The sequence below is a fragment of the Pseudomonas sp. LBUM1661 genome (assembly GCF_059695925.1).
This window is the reverse complement of the sequence record NZ_CP166794.1, coordinates 5,300,414-5,315,364: the sequence shown is the minus strand read 5'-3', so window position 1 is coordinate 5,315,364 and position 14,951 is coordinate 5,300,414. Positions and strand designations below refer to the sequence as shown.

General features: G+C 58.2%; 12 protein-coding genes and 4 tRNA genes. 11 read left to right on the top strand and 5 right to left on the bottom strand.

The genetic code is table 11. The features are described from left to right. Nucleotides 1-42 precede the first annotated feature (42 nt). The 5 genes from ACA057_RS24350 (at nt 43) to ACA057_RS24330 (ending at nt 2,145) form a co-directional block, all read left to right on the top strand. Entirely contained in the window at nt 43-1,284 is a 1,242-nt protein-coding gene (locus tag ACA057_RS24350) for an aspartate kinase (RefSeq protein WP_401362259.1), read from the top strand. 187 nt (nt 1,285-1,471) lie between these two features. Continuing rightward, complete coding sequence (gene csrA / locus ACA057_RS24345) at nt 1,472-1,660, top strand: carbon storage regulator CsrA (RefSeq protein ID WP_002554426.1); 189 nt, start codon at nt 1,472-1,474, stop codon at nt 1,658-1,660. A 62-nt stretch (nt 1,661-1,722) separates the two neighbouring features. Next, a tRNA-Ser gene (locus ACA057_RS24340) sits at nt 1,723-1,813 on the top strand. Between the two features lie 107 nt (nt 1,814-1,920). Beyond that, nucleotides 1,921-1,997 (top strand) — tRNA-Arg (locus ACA057_RS24335). A gap of 71 nt (nt 1,998-2,068) precedes the next feature. Further along, a tRNA-Arg gene (locus ACA057_RS24330) sits at nt 2,069-2,145 on the top strand. Nucleotides 2,146-2,164: 19 nt separating this feature from the next. Here the strand turns inward: ACA057_RS24330 and ACA057_RS24325 are convergent. Further along, a complete protein-coding gene (locus tag ACA057_RS24325) occupies nt 2,165-2,695 on the bottom strand; it encodes a cell envelope protein SmpA (RefSeq protein ID WP_497343007.1) in 531 nt (176 codons plus the stop codon). A gap of 320 nt (nt 2,696-3,015) precedes the next feature. Here ACA057_RS24325 and mgtE point away from each other — a divergent pair, with 320 nt between their 5' ends. Continuing rightward, nucleotides 3,016-4,458 carry a magnesium transporter gene (gene mgtE, locus ACA057_RS24320; RefSeq protein WP_401362253.1) on the top strand — a complete coding sequence of 481 codons (1,443 nt, stop codon included), beginning with the start codon at nt 3,016-3,018 and terminating at the stop codon, nt 4,456-4,458. A 952-nt stretch (nt 4,459-5,410) separates the two neighbouring features. Here mgtE and ACA057_RS24315 read toward each other — a convergent pair. Then, nucleotides 5,411-5,737, bottom strand: a complete 327-nt coding sequence (locus ACA057_RS24315) for an Arc family DNA-binding protein (RefSeq protein ID WP_003178899.1) — start codon at nt 5,735-5,737, stop codon at nt 5,411-5,413. 387 nt (nt 5,738-6,124) lie between these two features. Between ACA057_RS24315 and phnN the strand changes: the two genes are divergently transcribed. Further along, on the top strand, nt 6,125-6,697 hold the full coding sequence (gene phnN / locus ACA057_RS24310; protein ID WP_497350008.1) for a phosphonate metabolism protein/1,5-bisphosphokinase (PRPP-forming) PhnN: 573 nt from the start codon (nt 6,125-6,127) through the stop codon (nt 6,695-6,697). On the opposite strand, the gene ACA057_RS24305 is transcribed toward phnN, so the two are convergent. Both ACA057_RS24305 and ACA057_RS24300 read right to left on the bottom strand, forming a co-directional pair. Then, the gene (locus ACA057_RS24305; RefSeq protein ID WP_497343005.1) at nt 6,672-6,851 is read right to left on the bottom strand and encodes a PA3371 family protein; all 180 of its coding nucleotides are present in this window, start codon (nt 6,849-6,851) and stop codon (nt 6,672-6,674) included. The two genes, phnN and ACA057_RS24305, sit on opposite strands and share 26 nt — an antisense overlap. A gap of 22 nt (nt 6,852-6,873) precedes the next feature. Continuing rightward, nucleotides 6,874-7,095 (bottom strand): hypothetical protein, encoded by a 222-nt coding sequence (locus ACA057_RS24300; RefSeq protein ID WP_497343003.1) that lies wholly within the window; start codon nt 7,093-7,095, stop codon nt 6,874-6,876. 290 nt (nt 7,096-7,385) lie between these two features. Here ACA057_RS24300 and ACA057_RS24295 point away from each other — a divergent pair. Together ACA057_RS24295 and ACA057_RS24290 are read left to right on the top strand one after the other, a co-directional pair. Next, a tRNA-Arg gene (locus ACA057_RS24295) sits at nt 7,386-7,462 on the top strand. Nucleotides 7,463-7,609: 147 nt separating this feature from the next. After that, entirely contained in the window at nt 7,610-8,149 is a 540-nt protein-coding gene (locus tag ACA057_RS24290; protein ID WP_497343001.1) for a hypothetical protein, read from the top strand. Between the two features lie 13 nt (nt 8,150-8,162). Here the strand turns inward: ACA057_RS24290 and ACA057_RS24285 are convergent, their stop codons facing one another. Then, complete coding sequence (locus tag ACA057_RS24285; protein ID WP_497342999.1) at nt 8,163-12,290, bottom strand: CheR family methyltransferase; 4,128 nt, start codon at nt 12,288-12,290, stop codon at nt 8,163-8,165. 239 nt (nt 12,291-12,529) lie between these two features. Here ACA057_RS24285 and ACA057_RS24280 point away from each other — a divergent pair, with 239 nt between their 5' ends. Continuing rightward, entirely contained in the window at nt 12,530-14,134 is a 1,605-nt protein-coding gene (locus tag ACA057_RS24280) for a response regulator (RefSeq protein WP_497342997.1), read from the top strand. Next, entirely contained in the window at nt 14,131-14,823 is a 693-nt protein-coding gene (locus ACA057_RS24275) for a sensor histidine kinase (protein ID WP_401362230.1), read from the top strand. The genes ACA057_RS24280 and ACA057_RS24275 overlap by 4 nt, the downstream gene beginning before the upstream one ends. Nucleotides 14,824-14,951 lie beyond the last annotated feature (128 nt).

The window sequence follows — 14,951 nt, the reverse complement described above, 5'->3', positions numbered from 1 at the left end:
GTGATTATTTGGGCGCCCTTCATGGGCAGAGGCGGCTTTGAAATGGCTTTGATCGTACAGAAATTTGGAGGCACCTCGGTCGGCACTGTCGAGAGAATCGAGCAGGTCGCCGACAAGGTTAAGAAATTCCGCGAAGCCGGCGATGACCTGGTGGTTGTGCTGTCTGCAATGAGCGGCGAAACCAACCGTCTGATCGATCTGGCCAAGAAAATCAGTGGCGACGGCCAGCCGGTTCCGCGTGAACTGGATGTGATCGTCTCCACCGGTGAGCAGGTGACGATTGCACTGTTGGCCATGGCGCTGATCAAGCGCGGCGTGCCAGCGGTGTCCTACACCGGCAATCAGGTGCGGATTCTGACGGACAGCGCGCACAATAAAGCGCGTATCTTGCAGATTGATGACCAGAAGATTCGCGGTGACCTGAAGGCCGGTCGCGTGGTGGTTGTCGCCGGTTTCCAGGGCGTCGACGAGCACGGCAACATCACCACCCTCGGCCGTGGCGGTTCCGACACCACCGGCGTGGCGCTGGCCGCAGCCCTGAAGGCTGACGAATGCCAGATCTACACCGACGTCGACGGTGTCTACACCACCGACCCGCGTGTGGTGTCCGTGGCTCAGCGCCTGGACAAGATTACCTTCGAAGAGATGCTGGAAATGGCCAGCCTCGGTTCCAAGGTGTTGCAGATCCGTGCGGTCGAGTTCGCCGGCAAGTACAACGTTCCGCTGCGCGTACTGCACAGCTTCAAGGAGGGTCCGGGCACCCTCATTACTATTGATGAAGAGGAAACCATGGAACAGCCGATCATTTCCGGCATCGCTTTCAACCGCGATGAAGCCAAGCTGACCATCCGTGGCGTGCCAGACACCCCGGGCGTTGCATTCAAGATTCTCGGCCCGATCAGCGGCGCGAACATCGAAGTCGACATGATCGTGCAGAACGTTGCGCACGATAACACCACCGACTTCACCTTCACCGTGCACCGCAATGACTTCCAGGCCGCACAAACCGTGCTGGAAAACACCGCTCGCGAGATCGGTGCCCGTGAAGTGGTTGGCGACATCAAGATCGCCAAGGTTTCGATTGTCGGCGTCGGCATGCGTTCTCACGCAGGTGTCGCCAGCCGCATGTTCGAATCCCTGGCCAAGGAAAGCATCAACATCCAGATGATCTCGACGTCGGAAATCAAAGTCTCCGTAGTGATCGAAGAGAAGTACCTGGAACTGGCTGTGCGCGCTCTGCACACAGCTTTCGAACTGGACGCTCCGGCCCGCCAGGGCGAGTGATGCGTTTGCCGAAGGGCGCGGTCTGACCGCGCCCTTTTGTTTTCTTGAATGGCGCGACCCGAGGCTGTTCTTTTGCTCGCGCTGGTCAATACTCAGGCATGTAGGGCTGCGATCGCTCCGGTTGTAGGTCGAGTGCCTTTTTTTTGCAGACTGTTGTCCCTGAAATGAAATGCGTGAGGAGAAAGGTATGCTGATTCTGACTCGTCGGTGCGCAGAAAGCCTGATTATTGGTGATGGCGAAATCACCGTGACCGTGCTCGGCGTCAAAGGAAATCAAGTGCGTATCGGTGTCAACGCCCCGAAAGAGGTCGCGGTCCACCGTGAGGAAATTTACCTGCGTATAAAGAAAGAGAAGGACGAAGAACCAAGCCATTAATTTTTATCGTTTTTTATGTTTGCAAACGGGGAAGAAGCTGGTTAATATACGCCCCGTGTTGCGGAGAGCTGGCCGAGTGGCCGAAGGCGCTCCCCTGCTAAGGGAGTACACCTCAAAAGGGTGTCGGGGGTTCGAATCCCCCGTTCTCCGCCATTATTTGCGTAGTACGTTGTAATCTGGCTTCTTCGGTAAGTTGTTGAAATTACTAGAAAAAGTGTTTGACATAGAGATTAGACGGCCTATAATGCGCGGCAACAAATGCACTCGTAGCTCAGCTGGATAGAGTACTCGGCTACGAACCGAGCGGTCACAGGTTCGAATCCTGTCGAGTGCACCATTTAAGGGTTGTTTGCAGTAATGCAAATGACTTGGCTTCAACCAGTTGTGATCTGGTATAAAAACACACATGCACTCGTAGCTCAGCTGGATAGAGTACTCGGCTACGAACCGAGCGGTCACAGGTTCGAATCCTGTCGAGTGCACCATACAACAGAAAGCCCGCATTTAATGCGGGCTTTTTGCCGTCTGGGATTTGGCTTTTCCTTTGGTGCATCCTTTCTCATCGAACTCGACGTGGGCGCTGCGACCTCGCTTGAGGTCGTAGCGGTAGCGCGTGGCTGAATTCCCGATACTGATCTTGTCTGGCTTGCCGAGAGCGCTTTCAACGTCTTGCACGCTCATGCCGGCGACCACCCGCTGATTGATGATCGCCTCGCGGCGTTCGCGGGCACTGATCAGGTTGCCGCATTTGTCTTCGGACTGACCAACGACCGTCAGTTCTCTCCTTTTGATTTTCATACCTGATGTTTCGCGAACCTCGGCTTCCGGCATGAGCGCCGTTGTCGTGGCGGGTGTGATGGCGGGCGTGAAGGTGCGCACATCCTGCAGCGAAAGGCTTTCACCGTCCGTACAGCTCAGCGTGGTGAAGGTAATGCGCCCGTTGGCCGCTTCGCAGCGGTGAACGGTGGTGGCAAGCGCCCAGGGCGACGGGCAGAGCAGGGCGATCAGAAAAAAACAAAGTGCATTCGATGGCATTAAACGTCCTCCATGACGGTCCAACCCAAGGGTAGCCGCTACATTTTTCGACGACGGTGTGTTTTCTTTTCAGGATGAGTCGTCGCATTTTGATGGATCAGGGCCACGCTCAGGTTTGTCTTGCAAGCGCTTGTTTCAACCACGATTTTTTAACGTTTAAAACCGCCGGGCGGTGTATCATTGCGCCCGTCAGCCCCGCCGGGGCTTGTGGAATACCTCCATGGACTTACCCAGTAGTTACTCAGTAAACCGTTTTTCCAATCATGAATTGACTGATTGATCCTTCCGGCGTGCCCCGCTGCTGGGAGTGGAGTTCGCCTATGTCTGAAGTTGAAGTAAAGAAAACGCAAGAAAGCCTGCAGGACCGCCTCGCTCAAGTTGTTGAGCTGTTGCAGCGTCAGCGGGTGGTCGAAGACCTGACTCATCGCCAGGAAGGTCCGCATCACGACCGGGTCGAGAACCTGGTTCACCGGCAAAACCTTGTCGAGCTGCAACGCAAGCTCGATGACCTGCACTCCGCCGACGTCGCCTACATCCTTGAAGCCTTGCCGCTGGACGATCGTCTGACGCTCTGGCAATTGGTCAAGGCCGATCGCGACGGCGACATCCTGCTCGAAGTATCCGACTCGGTCCGTGAAACCCTGATCGCCGACATGGACGATCACGAGCTCCTGGCTGCCGCCAAGGACATGGATGCCGATGAACTCGCTGACCTGGCCTCCGAGCTGCCGCGAGACGTCGTCCACGAGCTGATGGAAACCCTCGATGGTCAACAGCGTGAGCGCGTGCGCTCCGCGTTGTCCTATGACGAGGAACAGGTCGGCGCACTGATGGACTTCGAGATGGTGACGATCCGTGAGGATGTCAGTCTCGAAGTAGTGCTGCGCTACCTGCGTCGCCTGAAGGAATTGCCGGGCCACACCGACAAACTGTTCGTGGTCGATTACGACGGCGTGCTCAAGGGCGTGTTGCCGATCAAGCGGCTGCTGGTCAACGATCCGGAGAAACAGGTTTCCGAAGTCATGGCCAGCGATCCGGTGAGTTTTCACCCGGACGAAGATGCCTACGATGCGGCTCAGGCATTTGAGCGCTACGACTTGATCTCCGCGCCTGTGGTCGACAAGAACGGCAAATTGATCGGCCGTTTGACCATCGATGAAATGGTCGACCTGATTCGTGAAGAGAGCGAAAACGAAGTGCTCAACATGGCGGGTCTGCGTGAAGAGGAAGATATTTTTGCGTCGGTCTGGAAATCCCTGCGTAACCGTTGGGCCTGGCTGGCGGTAAACCTGATCACTGCGTTCGTTGCATCCCGGGTGATCGGTTTGTTCGAAGGCTCCATCGAGAAGCTGGTGGCGCTCGCGGCGTTGATGCCGATCGTGGCGGGTATCGGTGGCAACTCGGGTAACCAGACCATCACCATGATTGTTCGCGCCATGGCCCTGGACCAGGTGAGTACCGGCAACACTTCGCGCCTGATGCGCAAGGAGTTGGCGGTAGGCCTGATTAATGGTCTGGTCTGGGGTGGCGTCATTGGCGTCGTCGCCTATCTGTTGTATGGCAGTTGGTCCCTGGGTGTCGTGATGACCGCGGCCATGACGTTGAACCTGCTGCTGGCGGCATTGGCGGGGGTTTTGATTCCTATGACGCTGGCTCGTCTGGGGCGCGATCCGGCCATGGGCGCGAGTGTGATGATTACGGCCATGACTGACAGTGGCGGCTTCTTTATCTTCCTTGGGTTGGCGACGATTTTCCTGCTCTGAGTGGACGACTGATCCTGAAAGATTTGCACCTGTTTGACCTGACCCCCGATGTGCCGCATCGGGGGTTTTTTATGGGGTGTATATCCATTATTCGGGTGAGGGCTGCTATGGGTTCCGCCCTTACGGCGGGTTACTTGGAAGAGCGCCAAGTAACCAAGCGCTTTTGCCCCTTTCGTTCGGTGCCTCGCTGTGGCTCGGCATGCCCTCGCTCCGGTCCTGCTCCGTGGGCCCGCCGCCATCGGCCATCCATGGCCGGGGGCGGCTAACCCGGCATCCCTGCCGGGTTACCCACTGCGCAGAACCTCCGCTCAGCCTCTCGATGGGACGGTGCGTCAAGATCAAAAGCACGGCGGCCTGCAGGCCGGCCTGATTTCTACGCACGCATTCCCCTGTTACCTGATCGTTCCCACGCTCCGCGTGGGAATGCATCCCGTGACGCTCCGCGTCACCCGTGCGCAGAGTTCAAGTCTTGCGTCGACAGCGGGACGCGGAGCGTCCCCGGCGGCATTCCCACGCGGAGCATGGGAACGATCATGTGCGGGCGAGCCTGCTCGCGATGCTGTTGATCTTGCCGTTGCCGTTGCTTTGCTTTGGCTTCAGATCTGCCGCCCCTTTCCCAGAGGCCGAACGCAGGCGTTGCGTAGGGGGTACCGCGGCAAGGATGCCGCGGTAGCCGCCCCCGGCCATGGATGGCCGATGGCGGCGGGCCCCCGGAGCAATGCCGGAGTGAGGGCATGCCGAGCCCTAGCGAGGCACCGAATGGCGGGGTAAAGCGCTTTGGTTACTTTCGCGCTTTTCGAAAGTGACTCGCCGTAAGGGCGAAACCAATAGCCGCCGTTACCGCAGCAACGGATATTCCCCCATCCCAAAACCAATCGGCGTTCTCACCCACCAAACTCCAGGCCAAAAAAAAGCCAGCAATCATGCTGGCTTGGATTTTTTTCGGGATAAGTCAGGAAGCGTCTGCGGCCATTTCGGCATCGTGCGCAATCAGCGAAACCAGGGCGTTCTGCTGACGATGGGAGAGTTGGCGGAAGCGTTGCAGCAGTTCACGTTCGTGCAATGACAGCTCCGGGCTGTCCAGGCGCATGCTCAACTCTTCGCCCAGTGCGCCTTCCTGAATAAGACTCTGCTCAAGGCGCGCAATGATTTCGGAGTTCATGCTGCGATGATGATTGCGAGCCACTTCGGCAATGCGTTCACGCATTCCGTCTGGCAGACGTACGACGAACTTGTCAGCCGTACGGCTGGAATAAATTGCCTGTTTCAATGGGCGCATATATTTAACCGGTTAGTTCAGGGGAGCGGTTCTCGGGATTGGCCGCAGGATGTCAGATAGGACAAGCGCTCTGGCCAAATGTTCAACCTGAATTGATAGAGGCTCGCATCATGCCTCAAAGTAGCCAGATCATTGGCGTCAATTCTGTGACAAATATTGATCGGGGTAAAGGCTTAATGCCAGCACCCATTGTCAGAAATGCGGACTGGGTTTGAAAATTTTCCTCGGGTCCGTATCAATGACCGTTTTCAGTTGCCTGACAGTGGATGTCCGAAGACGGCTGAAAGCGCATGCTGTACGGATTCGATCATTGTTCCTTACTTATACAGGATAGTGGCAATTGGCCGATTTACTAGTGGCATACCGGCTGCGGGGGAGGTTTTCAGGATGGATGGCAGGCTGATTTTCCTGATGGGGCCGTCCGGGTCGGGCAAAGACAGCCTCATCGAAGCGGCTCGAGCGCCCTTGCAGGCGCTCAATTGTGCAGTGGTGCGCCGCGTCATTACGCGCTCGGCCGAGTCGGTGGGTGAGGACGCCGTCGGCGTTTCCCACGAAGAATTCGAACAGCGCAGGGCCGCGGGTGATTTTGCGCTGTCATGGCGCGCCAACGGTCTGGATTACGGCATTCCGGCCGAAATCGATCAATGGCTCAAGGACGGTTGTCATGTCTTGGTCAACGGTTCGCGTGGCTATCTGGCGCAGGCGCTGCATCGCTATCCGACATTGTTGCCGGTGTTGTTGACGGTCAAGAATGACGTCTTGCGAGAGCGCTTGTTGCGACGCGGGCGTGAGGGGCTTGCGGAGATTGAAGCGAGGCTGCGCCGCAATGAGCTATTTGCGACGGATGGTTTAATCGGCGATGCGCAGATCCATCGACTCGATAACTCCGGCGACCTGACTCTGACGGTCACGAATTTGCTGGGACTGCTGAAGGCTAACGCAGGACCGGATCGAATTTGAACTTGCGCCCGGCGATCAGCGCCAGCACGAACAACGCGCTGAATACGCCGCAGACAATCAGGGGCAAGGTAACGACCGTGTCCTGAACCAAAGACAGATGAAGAATGCCGCTCAGTAAGGCGAGGATGAAAAATCCAGCGGCTGATTTGGACATGCTGTGCTCCTGATGGGGTGAATCAAAATACCAAACGTTCGGACGACTGTAGCGGTAGCAGGATGCTGTCTTCACTGACGAATACGCGCTGATCACTCATCACCGCCAATTGCGGCGCTTTTTGCAGTTGAAGGTAATGAGGCGTGCGTTGGGCGACCGACTCAGCGCCGCTCTCGGGGGCAAAATGAAAACCCAACAGAATCGCCAGGGCGATCGCATTCGAGAGTAAAAGGGCGCTGTTCATGAGGCTGGCCTCCGTTGTTCTTTGAGAACAGCTAAAGCAGCCGGCATGCCAAGAGTCTAACGGCTATTAAATCCTTTAAAAACAATGAATTAAGATATTCGTACGAACTGCCTGCATTGCATTTTGCAATGATGGCTTTTTGAGGTGATGCAAATTGCACGGTAAACAAGGCCTCGCCCCCGCGAGGCATCTGCCTACACTTAAAAAGCCCACGGACGACATGACAAAATCAGGCCTGCCCGTTAACATGCACGCCGTCCATCGCACCGCAGTCCTTGCGGGCGATTTGTGTCTCAGTAGCTCAATTGGATAGAGCATCCCCCTCCTAAGGGGAAGGTTGGCAGTTCGAACCTGCCCTGGGACACCATCAAATTTCAGCCCTGCGCTGTCAAAAAAGCCCCGCCCGGATTTTTCTTCCGGCGGGGCTTTTTTATGTCCGAACCTCCCGACGACTTACATGGCAACCCGGCCATTGCTGTGCCTTACTCCAGACACCACTGATGGGGCGAAATCGATGCGACGCAGAGGCGCCAAATTCTGGTTATGGACTAACATGCGGTTACCGCTTCACAGCCATGATGAGGTGCTGGGAAATGGTGTGCATATTGAGATTCAGGCGCGGGTCAGTCATGAGGGGGTCACCCAGGTTTTCGTAGGCGTCTACGGCTCTGATGGCTGGGCGATTTGCGAGGAGTTTCATGATCGGCGCATCGGTGAGCAGTACTGCATGGCGCTGAAATGGGGTGCGCAACGGGCGAGGGAGATTGTCACGGATACCCAGGCGTTCGTCGCGCCGCACCGGGTGCAATTGACCTTGAGCACGGTGATCACCGATGAGTCGGTGCTGGCGTTGCGGCGCATGGAAATGACCGAGCGTGAGCGTTTGAAGATCCGGTCCGACGACGCCTGGACAGAGTATCAGGCCGCCAAGGCGGCCATGTTGGCCCTGATGCGCTCGACCAAAGTCGATCCCAAGGTCTGGGCAGAGCACAAGGACCGTCTGCGGCAAGCGATCGATCGGCGAACCAGCGTACAGCGTGCCTACCTGTGTTGATGCGGGTTCAGCGCTAAGTGCGCCGCAGGGCCTCGATGGTGTCGATCAGCTCATCGTAGGACACCGGTTTTCCGATGTGCTGGTCGAACCCGGATTGCCGTGACTTTTGAATGTCGCTTTGTGCGCCATAGCCCGTCAGCGCAATCGCCGGCACATCCTTGACCAGTGGCAACTGACGCAAGGCGCTCATCAACTCGTGGCCGTTCATGACCGGCATGCCCAGGTCTGAAATGATCAGGTCGAAACGAGTGCTTTTCGCGGCATCCAGCGCCGCCGCCGGACGGTCGAAGGCCAGCACTTCGGCGTCCTCCATTTCCAGCAGCATCTTCAAGGTTTCCAGGACGTCGGCGGAATCGTCTACCAGCAGGATGGTCAGGCCGCTGAGTCTTCCAGAGGCGTTATCGGCCTGAGTCGACAGTTGGGCATCGCCTTGGGTCTTTGCCAGTGGCAAGTAAACGCTGAACGTACAGCCCGTTCCCACCCCGGCCGAACTCACCTCGACGGTGCCGCGTTGCGCCTCAGTCAACTGGCGAACCAGCGATAAGCCAATCCCCAACCCTTCACGGTTGTGCGTGGCGTGCTGTTTTTCCGCCTGGCTGAACAGGTCGAATACATGGTCGAGGTTCTCGGGCGCAATGCCGGCCCCATTGTCTTTGACGTCCAGCCGCGCCATGTTCCCGGACTGGCTGGCAATCAACTGCACACGGCCCTTGGGCGGGGTGAATTTCAAGGCGTTGTTCACCAGGTTCCAGATGATTTGCTCAAGTCGCGTCGGGTCGGCATGCACCATTAACGGATCGCAAGGCACCAGCAACTCAAGCGTGACGTCATGCTGGTCATTGAGCACGACGGTGTAGATGTCGCGCAGCACACTGGTCAGGTCCACGGCGACCGGTTGCAGCTTGAGCTTGCCGGTACGCACTCGGGCCACGTCGAGCAGGTCATCGATGATGCGTGCCTGGCTGTTGACGGCATCGCAGATGGTGTTGACGGCCCTGGCCGCCGGCGCCACGGACTTGGTCAGCGGCAAGCGCCGCAGCAGTTCTGCGTTGAGCTGGATCAGGTTCAGCGGATGCTTGAGTTCGTGGGACATGACCGCAAAGAACTCATCCTTGAGGTAGTTGGTGTTGCGGGTTTCGGCCAGTTGTTGGCTCTGCTCTTCATGCTGGCGTTTGTGGCCGGTCAGGTCCCGGGCAATTTTCACGTAGCCTTGAAGATTGTCGCCGCTGAGCAGGGTCACTTCGCCACTGCAAAAGAACCGGCTACCGTCCTTGCGCAGGTGCCAGCGTTCATCGTCGCTGCGGCCATGGGTGCGCACCGACAGCAGTTCGTTTTCAGGCACTCCGGAGGCGCGATCCTCGGCCGAGAAAATGAAGTCGTAGTAAGCGCCTTCGGCTTCGCTCTTGCTGTAACCGAAGATCAATTCGGCGCCTTTGTTCCAGCTGGTGATGATGCCCTGTTCATTAAGGGTGATGATGGCGTAGTCGCGGGTGCTTTCGGCGACCAGGCGCATGCGTTCTTCGCCCAGGCGCAGTTCTTCTTCGGCCGCGCGACGTTTGGTGATGTCGATGAACGTCAGCACGGTGCCGTCGATGTGGTCTTCGCTGGAGCGGTACGGCAGCAGGCGGGCGATGTACCAGCGGTTGTCGGTGCTGCTGACTTCGCGCTCGATCATGTTCAGCGATTCGAACACCAGCGCCGCGTCACCGGCCAGGTTGTCGTAATGCAGGCGATGGGTGATGTCGAGCAAGGAGCGTCCGGTATCGACCGGCAACATATTGAAGAGGTCGGTGGCGCGCGGGGTGAACCATTTGATGCGCATGCTGCGGTCGACGAACACCGTGGCAATGTCGGTGGAGGCGATCAGGTTGGTCAGGTAATCGTTGATCTTGTCGGTTTCTTCAACCTTGGTTTTCAGTTCGTAGTTGACCGTCAGCAACTCCTCGTTGATCGACTGCAACTCTTCCTTGCTGGTCTCCAGTTCTTCAGTGGCCGAACGCAGTTCCTCGTTGATCGCCTGCATTTCTTCATTGGAAGCCTTGAGCTCTTCGCTGGAGATTTCCGACTGTTCGATGGTGTCCTGCAAGTGCAGCTTGGTGCGTTGCAGTTCGCGCTCCAGGTTGGACAGCACCTGGCTTTCGGTCTGGAGCACGGTGCTGGCCGCCAGCTCCGTAGGGTCGACCTCGACTTCCTCGAAAATCACCAGAATGTAGTCGCCGTCCGATTCTTCATCCTTATAGGGATGGGCGACCAGATCGATCAGGTAACGCCGGTCATCGCGCTTGATCGGCACTTCGCGGGACTTGACGGGCAGGCCGCTCTGTTGAACCTGGAACAGTGTGGTGCGGATTTCCAGGCGCAGTTCCGGAAGGATCAGCGTCAGCAAATTGCGCGACAACTCACCGCCGACATGGCGCAGGAAGCGCCCGGCACTTTCGCTCATATGCAGGATGTCGGCGTTGCCGTCGACGATTACGCTCGGCGGTGCGGATTGCTCGAGGGCGCGTTGATGAATGTCGGCGAAAGACAGTTTGCGTGGCGCGCTGCTTTGCGGCGCTTCGCGTGAAACATTACTGCGTACATAACCGCCGCGCGGCATGGTCGGGGTGCGCCGGCTGTTGGCGCCGGTCTTGGCGCGGAAAATCCGGTTGCGTTTATCCACCGGGGCGAACAGTTCGTGGCAGGCATCGGCGCTCTCGGACGAGCCGAGAAACAGGAAACCGCCGGGACGCAGGGCGAAGTGGAACATCTGCAGGATTTCGCGCTGCACCTCGCGATCCAGATAGATCAGCAGGTTGCGGCACACGATCAGGTCGATTTGCGAGAAGGGTGGATCGGACAGCAGGCTGTGTTTGGCGAACAGGACTTTTTCGCGCAGTTCCTTGCGAATCCGATAGTGGTCGTCTTCCTTGATGAAGTAGTGCCGCAGCCGCGCTGGCGGTACGTCGGTGATGATGGCTTGCGGATACAGGCCGGCCCGGCCGATGCTGATGGCGCGCTCGTCGATGTCGGTGGCAAACAGTTGCATCGACGCCGCGCTGGCGTCCAGTTGCAGCTGATCATTGAGCAGCATCGCCAGGCTGTAGGCTTCTTCGCCCGTTGAGCAGCCAGCCGACCAGACGCGGATTTCTTCTTTTTCTGGATGGGCCGACACGGCGGCGCTGACCAATTGCGGCAGGACATCCCGTTCCAGCGCTTCGAAGGCTTCACGGTCACGGAAGAAGTTGGTCACACCGATCAGCATGTCCCCCAGCAGCGCCTTGGTTTCTTCGGGGTTACTTTGCAGATAGTGGTAGTAGGCGCGCAGATCCGGCTGGGCGGTGACCTGCATCCGGCGCTCGATCCGGCGCAAGACGGTCGCCCGTTTGTAGTGCTTGAAATCATGGCCAGTGCCGGTGCGCAGCTGGATCAGGACGTCGTGCAACAGTTGCTCGGCCACTGCCGCTTCGCGTTCGGACACGGCGGCAATGGTTTGCAGTTCCCCGTCGTTGGCCGTGGGCAAGCTGATTTCCTGGGAGTTGCGCCACAGCTCCAGGAGCTTTTGCGGCATGTCGACCACTGGCAGTACCAGATCGACCATGTGGGTATCGATGGCCGCGCGGGGCATGCCGTCGAACTCGGCGTCTTCCGGCGCCTGGGCCAGTGTGATGCCGCCCTGTTCCTTGATACGCGACAAGCCGACCGCTCCATCCGAACCGGTGCCGGACAGCACGACACAGAAGGCACGCTCGCGGTGCACGTCGGCGAGGTTGCGGAAGAACAGGTCGATGGAGGCATGGCGACTTTCGCGCGAGTCAGGGGTGCTGACTTCGAGAAAACCGTCATTCATCGTCAACCGGTGCGCCGGTGAAATCACGTACACCCGGTTTTTTTCGATGGGCACCGATTCGAAGACCTGCAGAACCGGCATCCGGGTCGATTCCTGGATGATTTTGTCAGCGATGCTTTCATGATCCGGTGACAGATGAAGAATGATCACGAACGCCATGCCGTTGTCCTGGGGCATGTTTTCGAAGAACAGCCTGATCGCTTGCAGCCCACCCGCCGACGCGCCAATACCCACCACCGGGAAGTCCAGGGTGCTGGGGCTCCGGGCCTTTTGCTCGGGAGCCGTGGCCGAGTGCTTGGGTGTGGTGGTCATAACTTCTGCCTTTGCCGGCGACGAGTAAGCGTGCCTTGAATTCAAACGGGGTGAGGCGCACGTCAATGAACCAGAATAATCCCGTTTTTCAATAACACCTTCAAATATTTAGCTCGCTTTTGGGGCAGGGCATAAATTCATTGACAGCCAAATGCACAATTGCGCTTCCCTTGCTTCAAGGGAACGCCACTACTGGCCGATAACCTGAACGGTCTTCTTAAATTGCCTGGAAATCCTCGATGCTGTCGTATCACCAAAAGCGTTTTCTGATCGTCGATGATTTCTCGGATTTCCGCAGTTCCGTCCGGTCGATGCTGCGCGAGCTCGGCGTCAAGGATGTCGACACCGCCGATACCGGGGAGGCGGCACTGCGCATGTGTTCGCAGAAGGCCTACGATTTCATCCTGCAGGACTTCCACTTGGGAGACGGCAAGAAAAACGGTCAGCAGGTGCTTGAAGACCTGATGATCGAGAAGCTGATCAGCCATGAAGCGGTGTTCGTCATGGTGACCGCCGAGACGAGTCAGGCCATGGTGCTCAGCGCGCTGGAGCACGAGCCCGATGCTTACCTGACCAAACCCTTCAATCGTTCCGGTCTGGCCCAGCGCCTCGAACGGCTGGAGCAGCGCAAGACTTTGCTCAAGCCGATCCTGCAAGCCCTCGACCGGGGCAAGCCGGTGGAAGTGCTGAATGCCTGCATTGCGCTGTGCAAGCAAGACATTCGCTATTCGCCGTTGTGCCTGCGCTACCGCGCCGATGCCTTGCGCGACCTGAATCAGAACGAGGCGCTGGAGCGCCTCTACGACAGCATCATTGCTGATCGGCCGCTACCGTGGGCGTTTGCCGGGCTCGGCAAGCTGCTGTTCAAGCGCGGCCAGGTCAGTCAGGCCAAAGGCGTCTACGAAAAAGCCCTGAAAGTATTCCCGATGATGCCGGCCCTCTACGATGGCATGGCCGATGTGCTGGTCGCCGAAGGGGACACCAAGGCGGCCCAGCATGTGTTGGAAGAGGCGATTCGCTTGTCACCGCTGGCGGTGCGTCGCCAGGCGCTGCTGGGCAAGCTGGCCATGACCAACGAAGATTTTGAAACGGCCTCAAAAGCCTATCGCCAGGCCGTGTCCCAAGGTGCCCAGTCGCGTTTCAAGGATGCCGAAAGCAACCTCGGCCTGGCCCACGCCTTGATCAGCAAAGGCAGTGAAAAGGGCCTGGACACCCGGACCCGACTGGAAATCAACACGACATTGAGTGCGGTGGCCAAGGAAAATCCGAGCGACCCAGGGCTGCAGATTCGTGCGCGCCTGATGAAGGCCACCAGCCTGCTGCTCAACGATGCCGAGACCGCCGAGAAGCTCACCGAGCAAGCGATGATGCGCCTCGATGGCATGGAACAGTTCATGAGCGCCGAAGCGGCGCTGCTGGTCGCCAAGCAATTGCAGATGCTCGGTCAGGCCAGTGCTGGCGCCTCGATGCTGAAAAACTGCGCGGAAATCTACGGTGACGACCCTGCGGTGATGAAGGGCATCGCCAAGCTGACCGACGATCCGGCCATCCTCAATTCCGGCAACGCGGCGGCCGACCTCAACCGTCAGGGCGTGCGGGTGTACAAGACTGGCAATCTGGTGGAAGCCCGCGAGGTATTTCGCAAAGCATTGGCGCTGCAACCGAAGAACATCAGCATCGCCCTGAACCTGGCGCAGTCGCTGCTGCACGGCACCGACACCAGTGTGCCTTCGGCGGAACTGGAAGAGTGTCGGACCTGCCTGAAAATGGTCGGCCTGATGCCTGACACCGATGCGCGTTTTCCCCGTTATCAGAAACTGCGAAGCAAGGCGTTTGGCGAATGAACGACAACGATCAGGCACTCGATTTTTCCACGGTGATTGCCTCCACCGTGCACGACATGAAGAACTCCCTGGCCATGTTGATGCAGGCCCACAGCCAATGGCTGGCACGGCTGCCCGACGCGACGCGGCAGACCCCGGAGCAGGGCGTGATCGAGTTCGAGTTCGCCCACCTCAACGGCATGCTGGTGCAGTTGCTGGGGTTGTACAAACTCGGCGTCAACCAGATGCCGTTGCAGCCGGCTTACCATGAACTGGATGACTTCATCGAAGCGCAACTGGCCTGCCATCAGGACGTATTCGCCAGTCGCGGGATCATGGCGACCTACGAAGTGGACCCGTTGAGCCCGCTGGGTTTCTTCGATCGGGAGTTGATCGCTTCGGTGCTGGCCAACAGCATCAACAACGCCATTCGCTACGCCCGCCACGCGCTGTTGATCAGCGTCAGCGATGAAGCCGGGCAGTTGGTGCTGACCATCAACGACGATGGCGAGGGTTACCCGCCCGAGATGATCGAGCGCCAGGCCGATTACGTGCAGGGTATCAATCACAGCAGTGGCAGCACTGGGCTGGGCTTGTATTTTGCCGGGCGAATTGCAGCGCTGCACCAGCGCAATGGCGTCGGCGGACGCACCGAAATCAGCAACGGCGGCCCGCTGGGCGGCGGTGTGTTCAGCCTGTATTTGCCCTGATCGGTCTTTTTATTGGCGCCTGCTTGAAATTCTGAACAGCCGGAGCCTATTTTGTACGGGTCGCCGTTCGCGGCTCGCACAATAAAAAGGATGGCGTCATGACAACCGGTGGCCATGGTTCACTCGCG

What these genes read in the sequence shown, in the direction of transcription:
- ACA057_RS24350 (WP_401362259.1), top strand. Translation starts at nt 43, where the DNA reads ATGGCTTTGATCGTACAGAAATTTGGAGGCACCTCGGTCGGCACTGTC.
- csrA (WP_002554426.1), top strand. Translation starts at nt 1,472, where the DNA reads ATGCTGATTCTGACTCGTCGGTGCGCAGAAAGCCTGATTATTGGTGAT.
- ACA057_RS24325 (WP_497343007.1), bottom strand. Translation starts at nt 2,695, where the DNA reads ATGCCATCGAATGCACTTTGTTTTTTTCTGATCGCCCTGCTCTGCCCG.
- mgtE (WP_401362253.1), top strand. Translation starts at nt 3,016, where the DNA reads ATGTCTGAAGTTGAAGTAAAGAAAACGCAAGAAAGCCTGCAGGACCGC.
- ACA057_RS24315 (WP_003178899.1), bottom strand. Translation starts at nt 5,737, where the DNA reads ATGCGCCCATTGAAACAGGCAATTTATTCCAGCCGTACGGCTGACAAG.
- phnN (WP_497350008.1), top strand. Translation starts at nt 6,125, where the DNA reads ATGGATGGCAGGCTGATTTTCCTGATGGGGCCGTCCGGGTCGGGCAAA.
- ACA057_RS24305 (WP_497343005.1), bottom strand. Translation starts at nt 6,851, where the DNA reads ATGTCCAAATCAGCCGCTGGATTTTTCATCCTCGCCTTACTGAGCGGC.
- ACA057_RS24300 (WP_497343003.1), bottom strand. Translation starts at nt 7,095, where the DNA reads ATGAACAGCGCCCTTTTACTCTCGAATGCGATCGCCCTGGCGATTCTG.
- ACA057_RS24290 (WP_497343001.1), top strand. Translation starts at nt 7,610, where the DNA reads ATGCGACGCAGAGGCGCCAAATTCTGGTTATGGACTAACATGCGGTTA.
- ACA057_RS24285 (WP_497342999.1), bottom strand. Translation starts at nt 12,290, where the DNA reads ATGACCACCACACCCAAGCACTCGGCCACGGCTCCCGAGCAAAAGGCC.
- ACA057_RS24280 (WP_497342997.1), top strand. Translation starts at nt 12,530, where the DNA reads ATGCTGTCGTATCACCAAAAGCGTTTTCTGATCGTCGATGATTTCTCG.
- ACA057_RS24275 (WP_401362230.1), top strand. Translation starts at nt 14,131, where the DNA reads ATGAACGACAACGATCAGGCACTCGATTTTTCCACGGTGATTGCCTCC.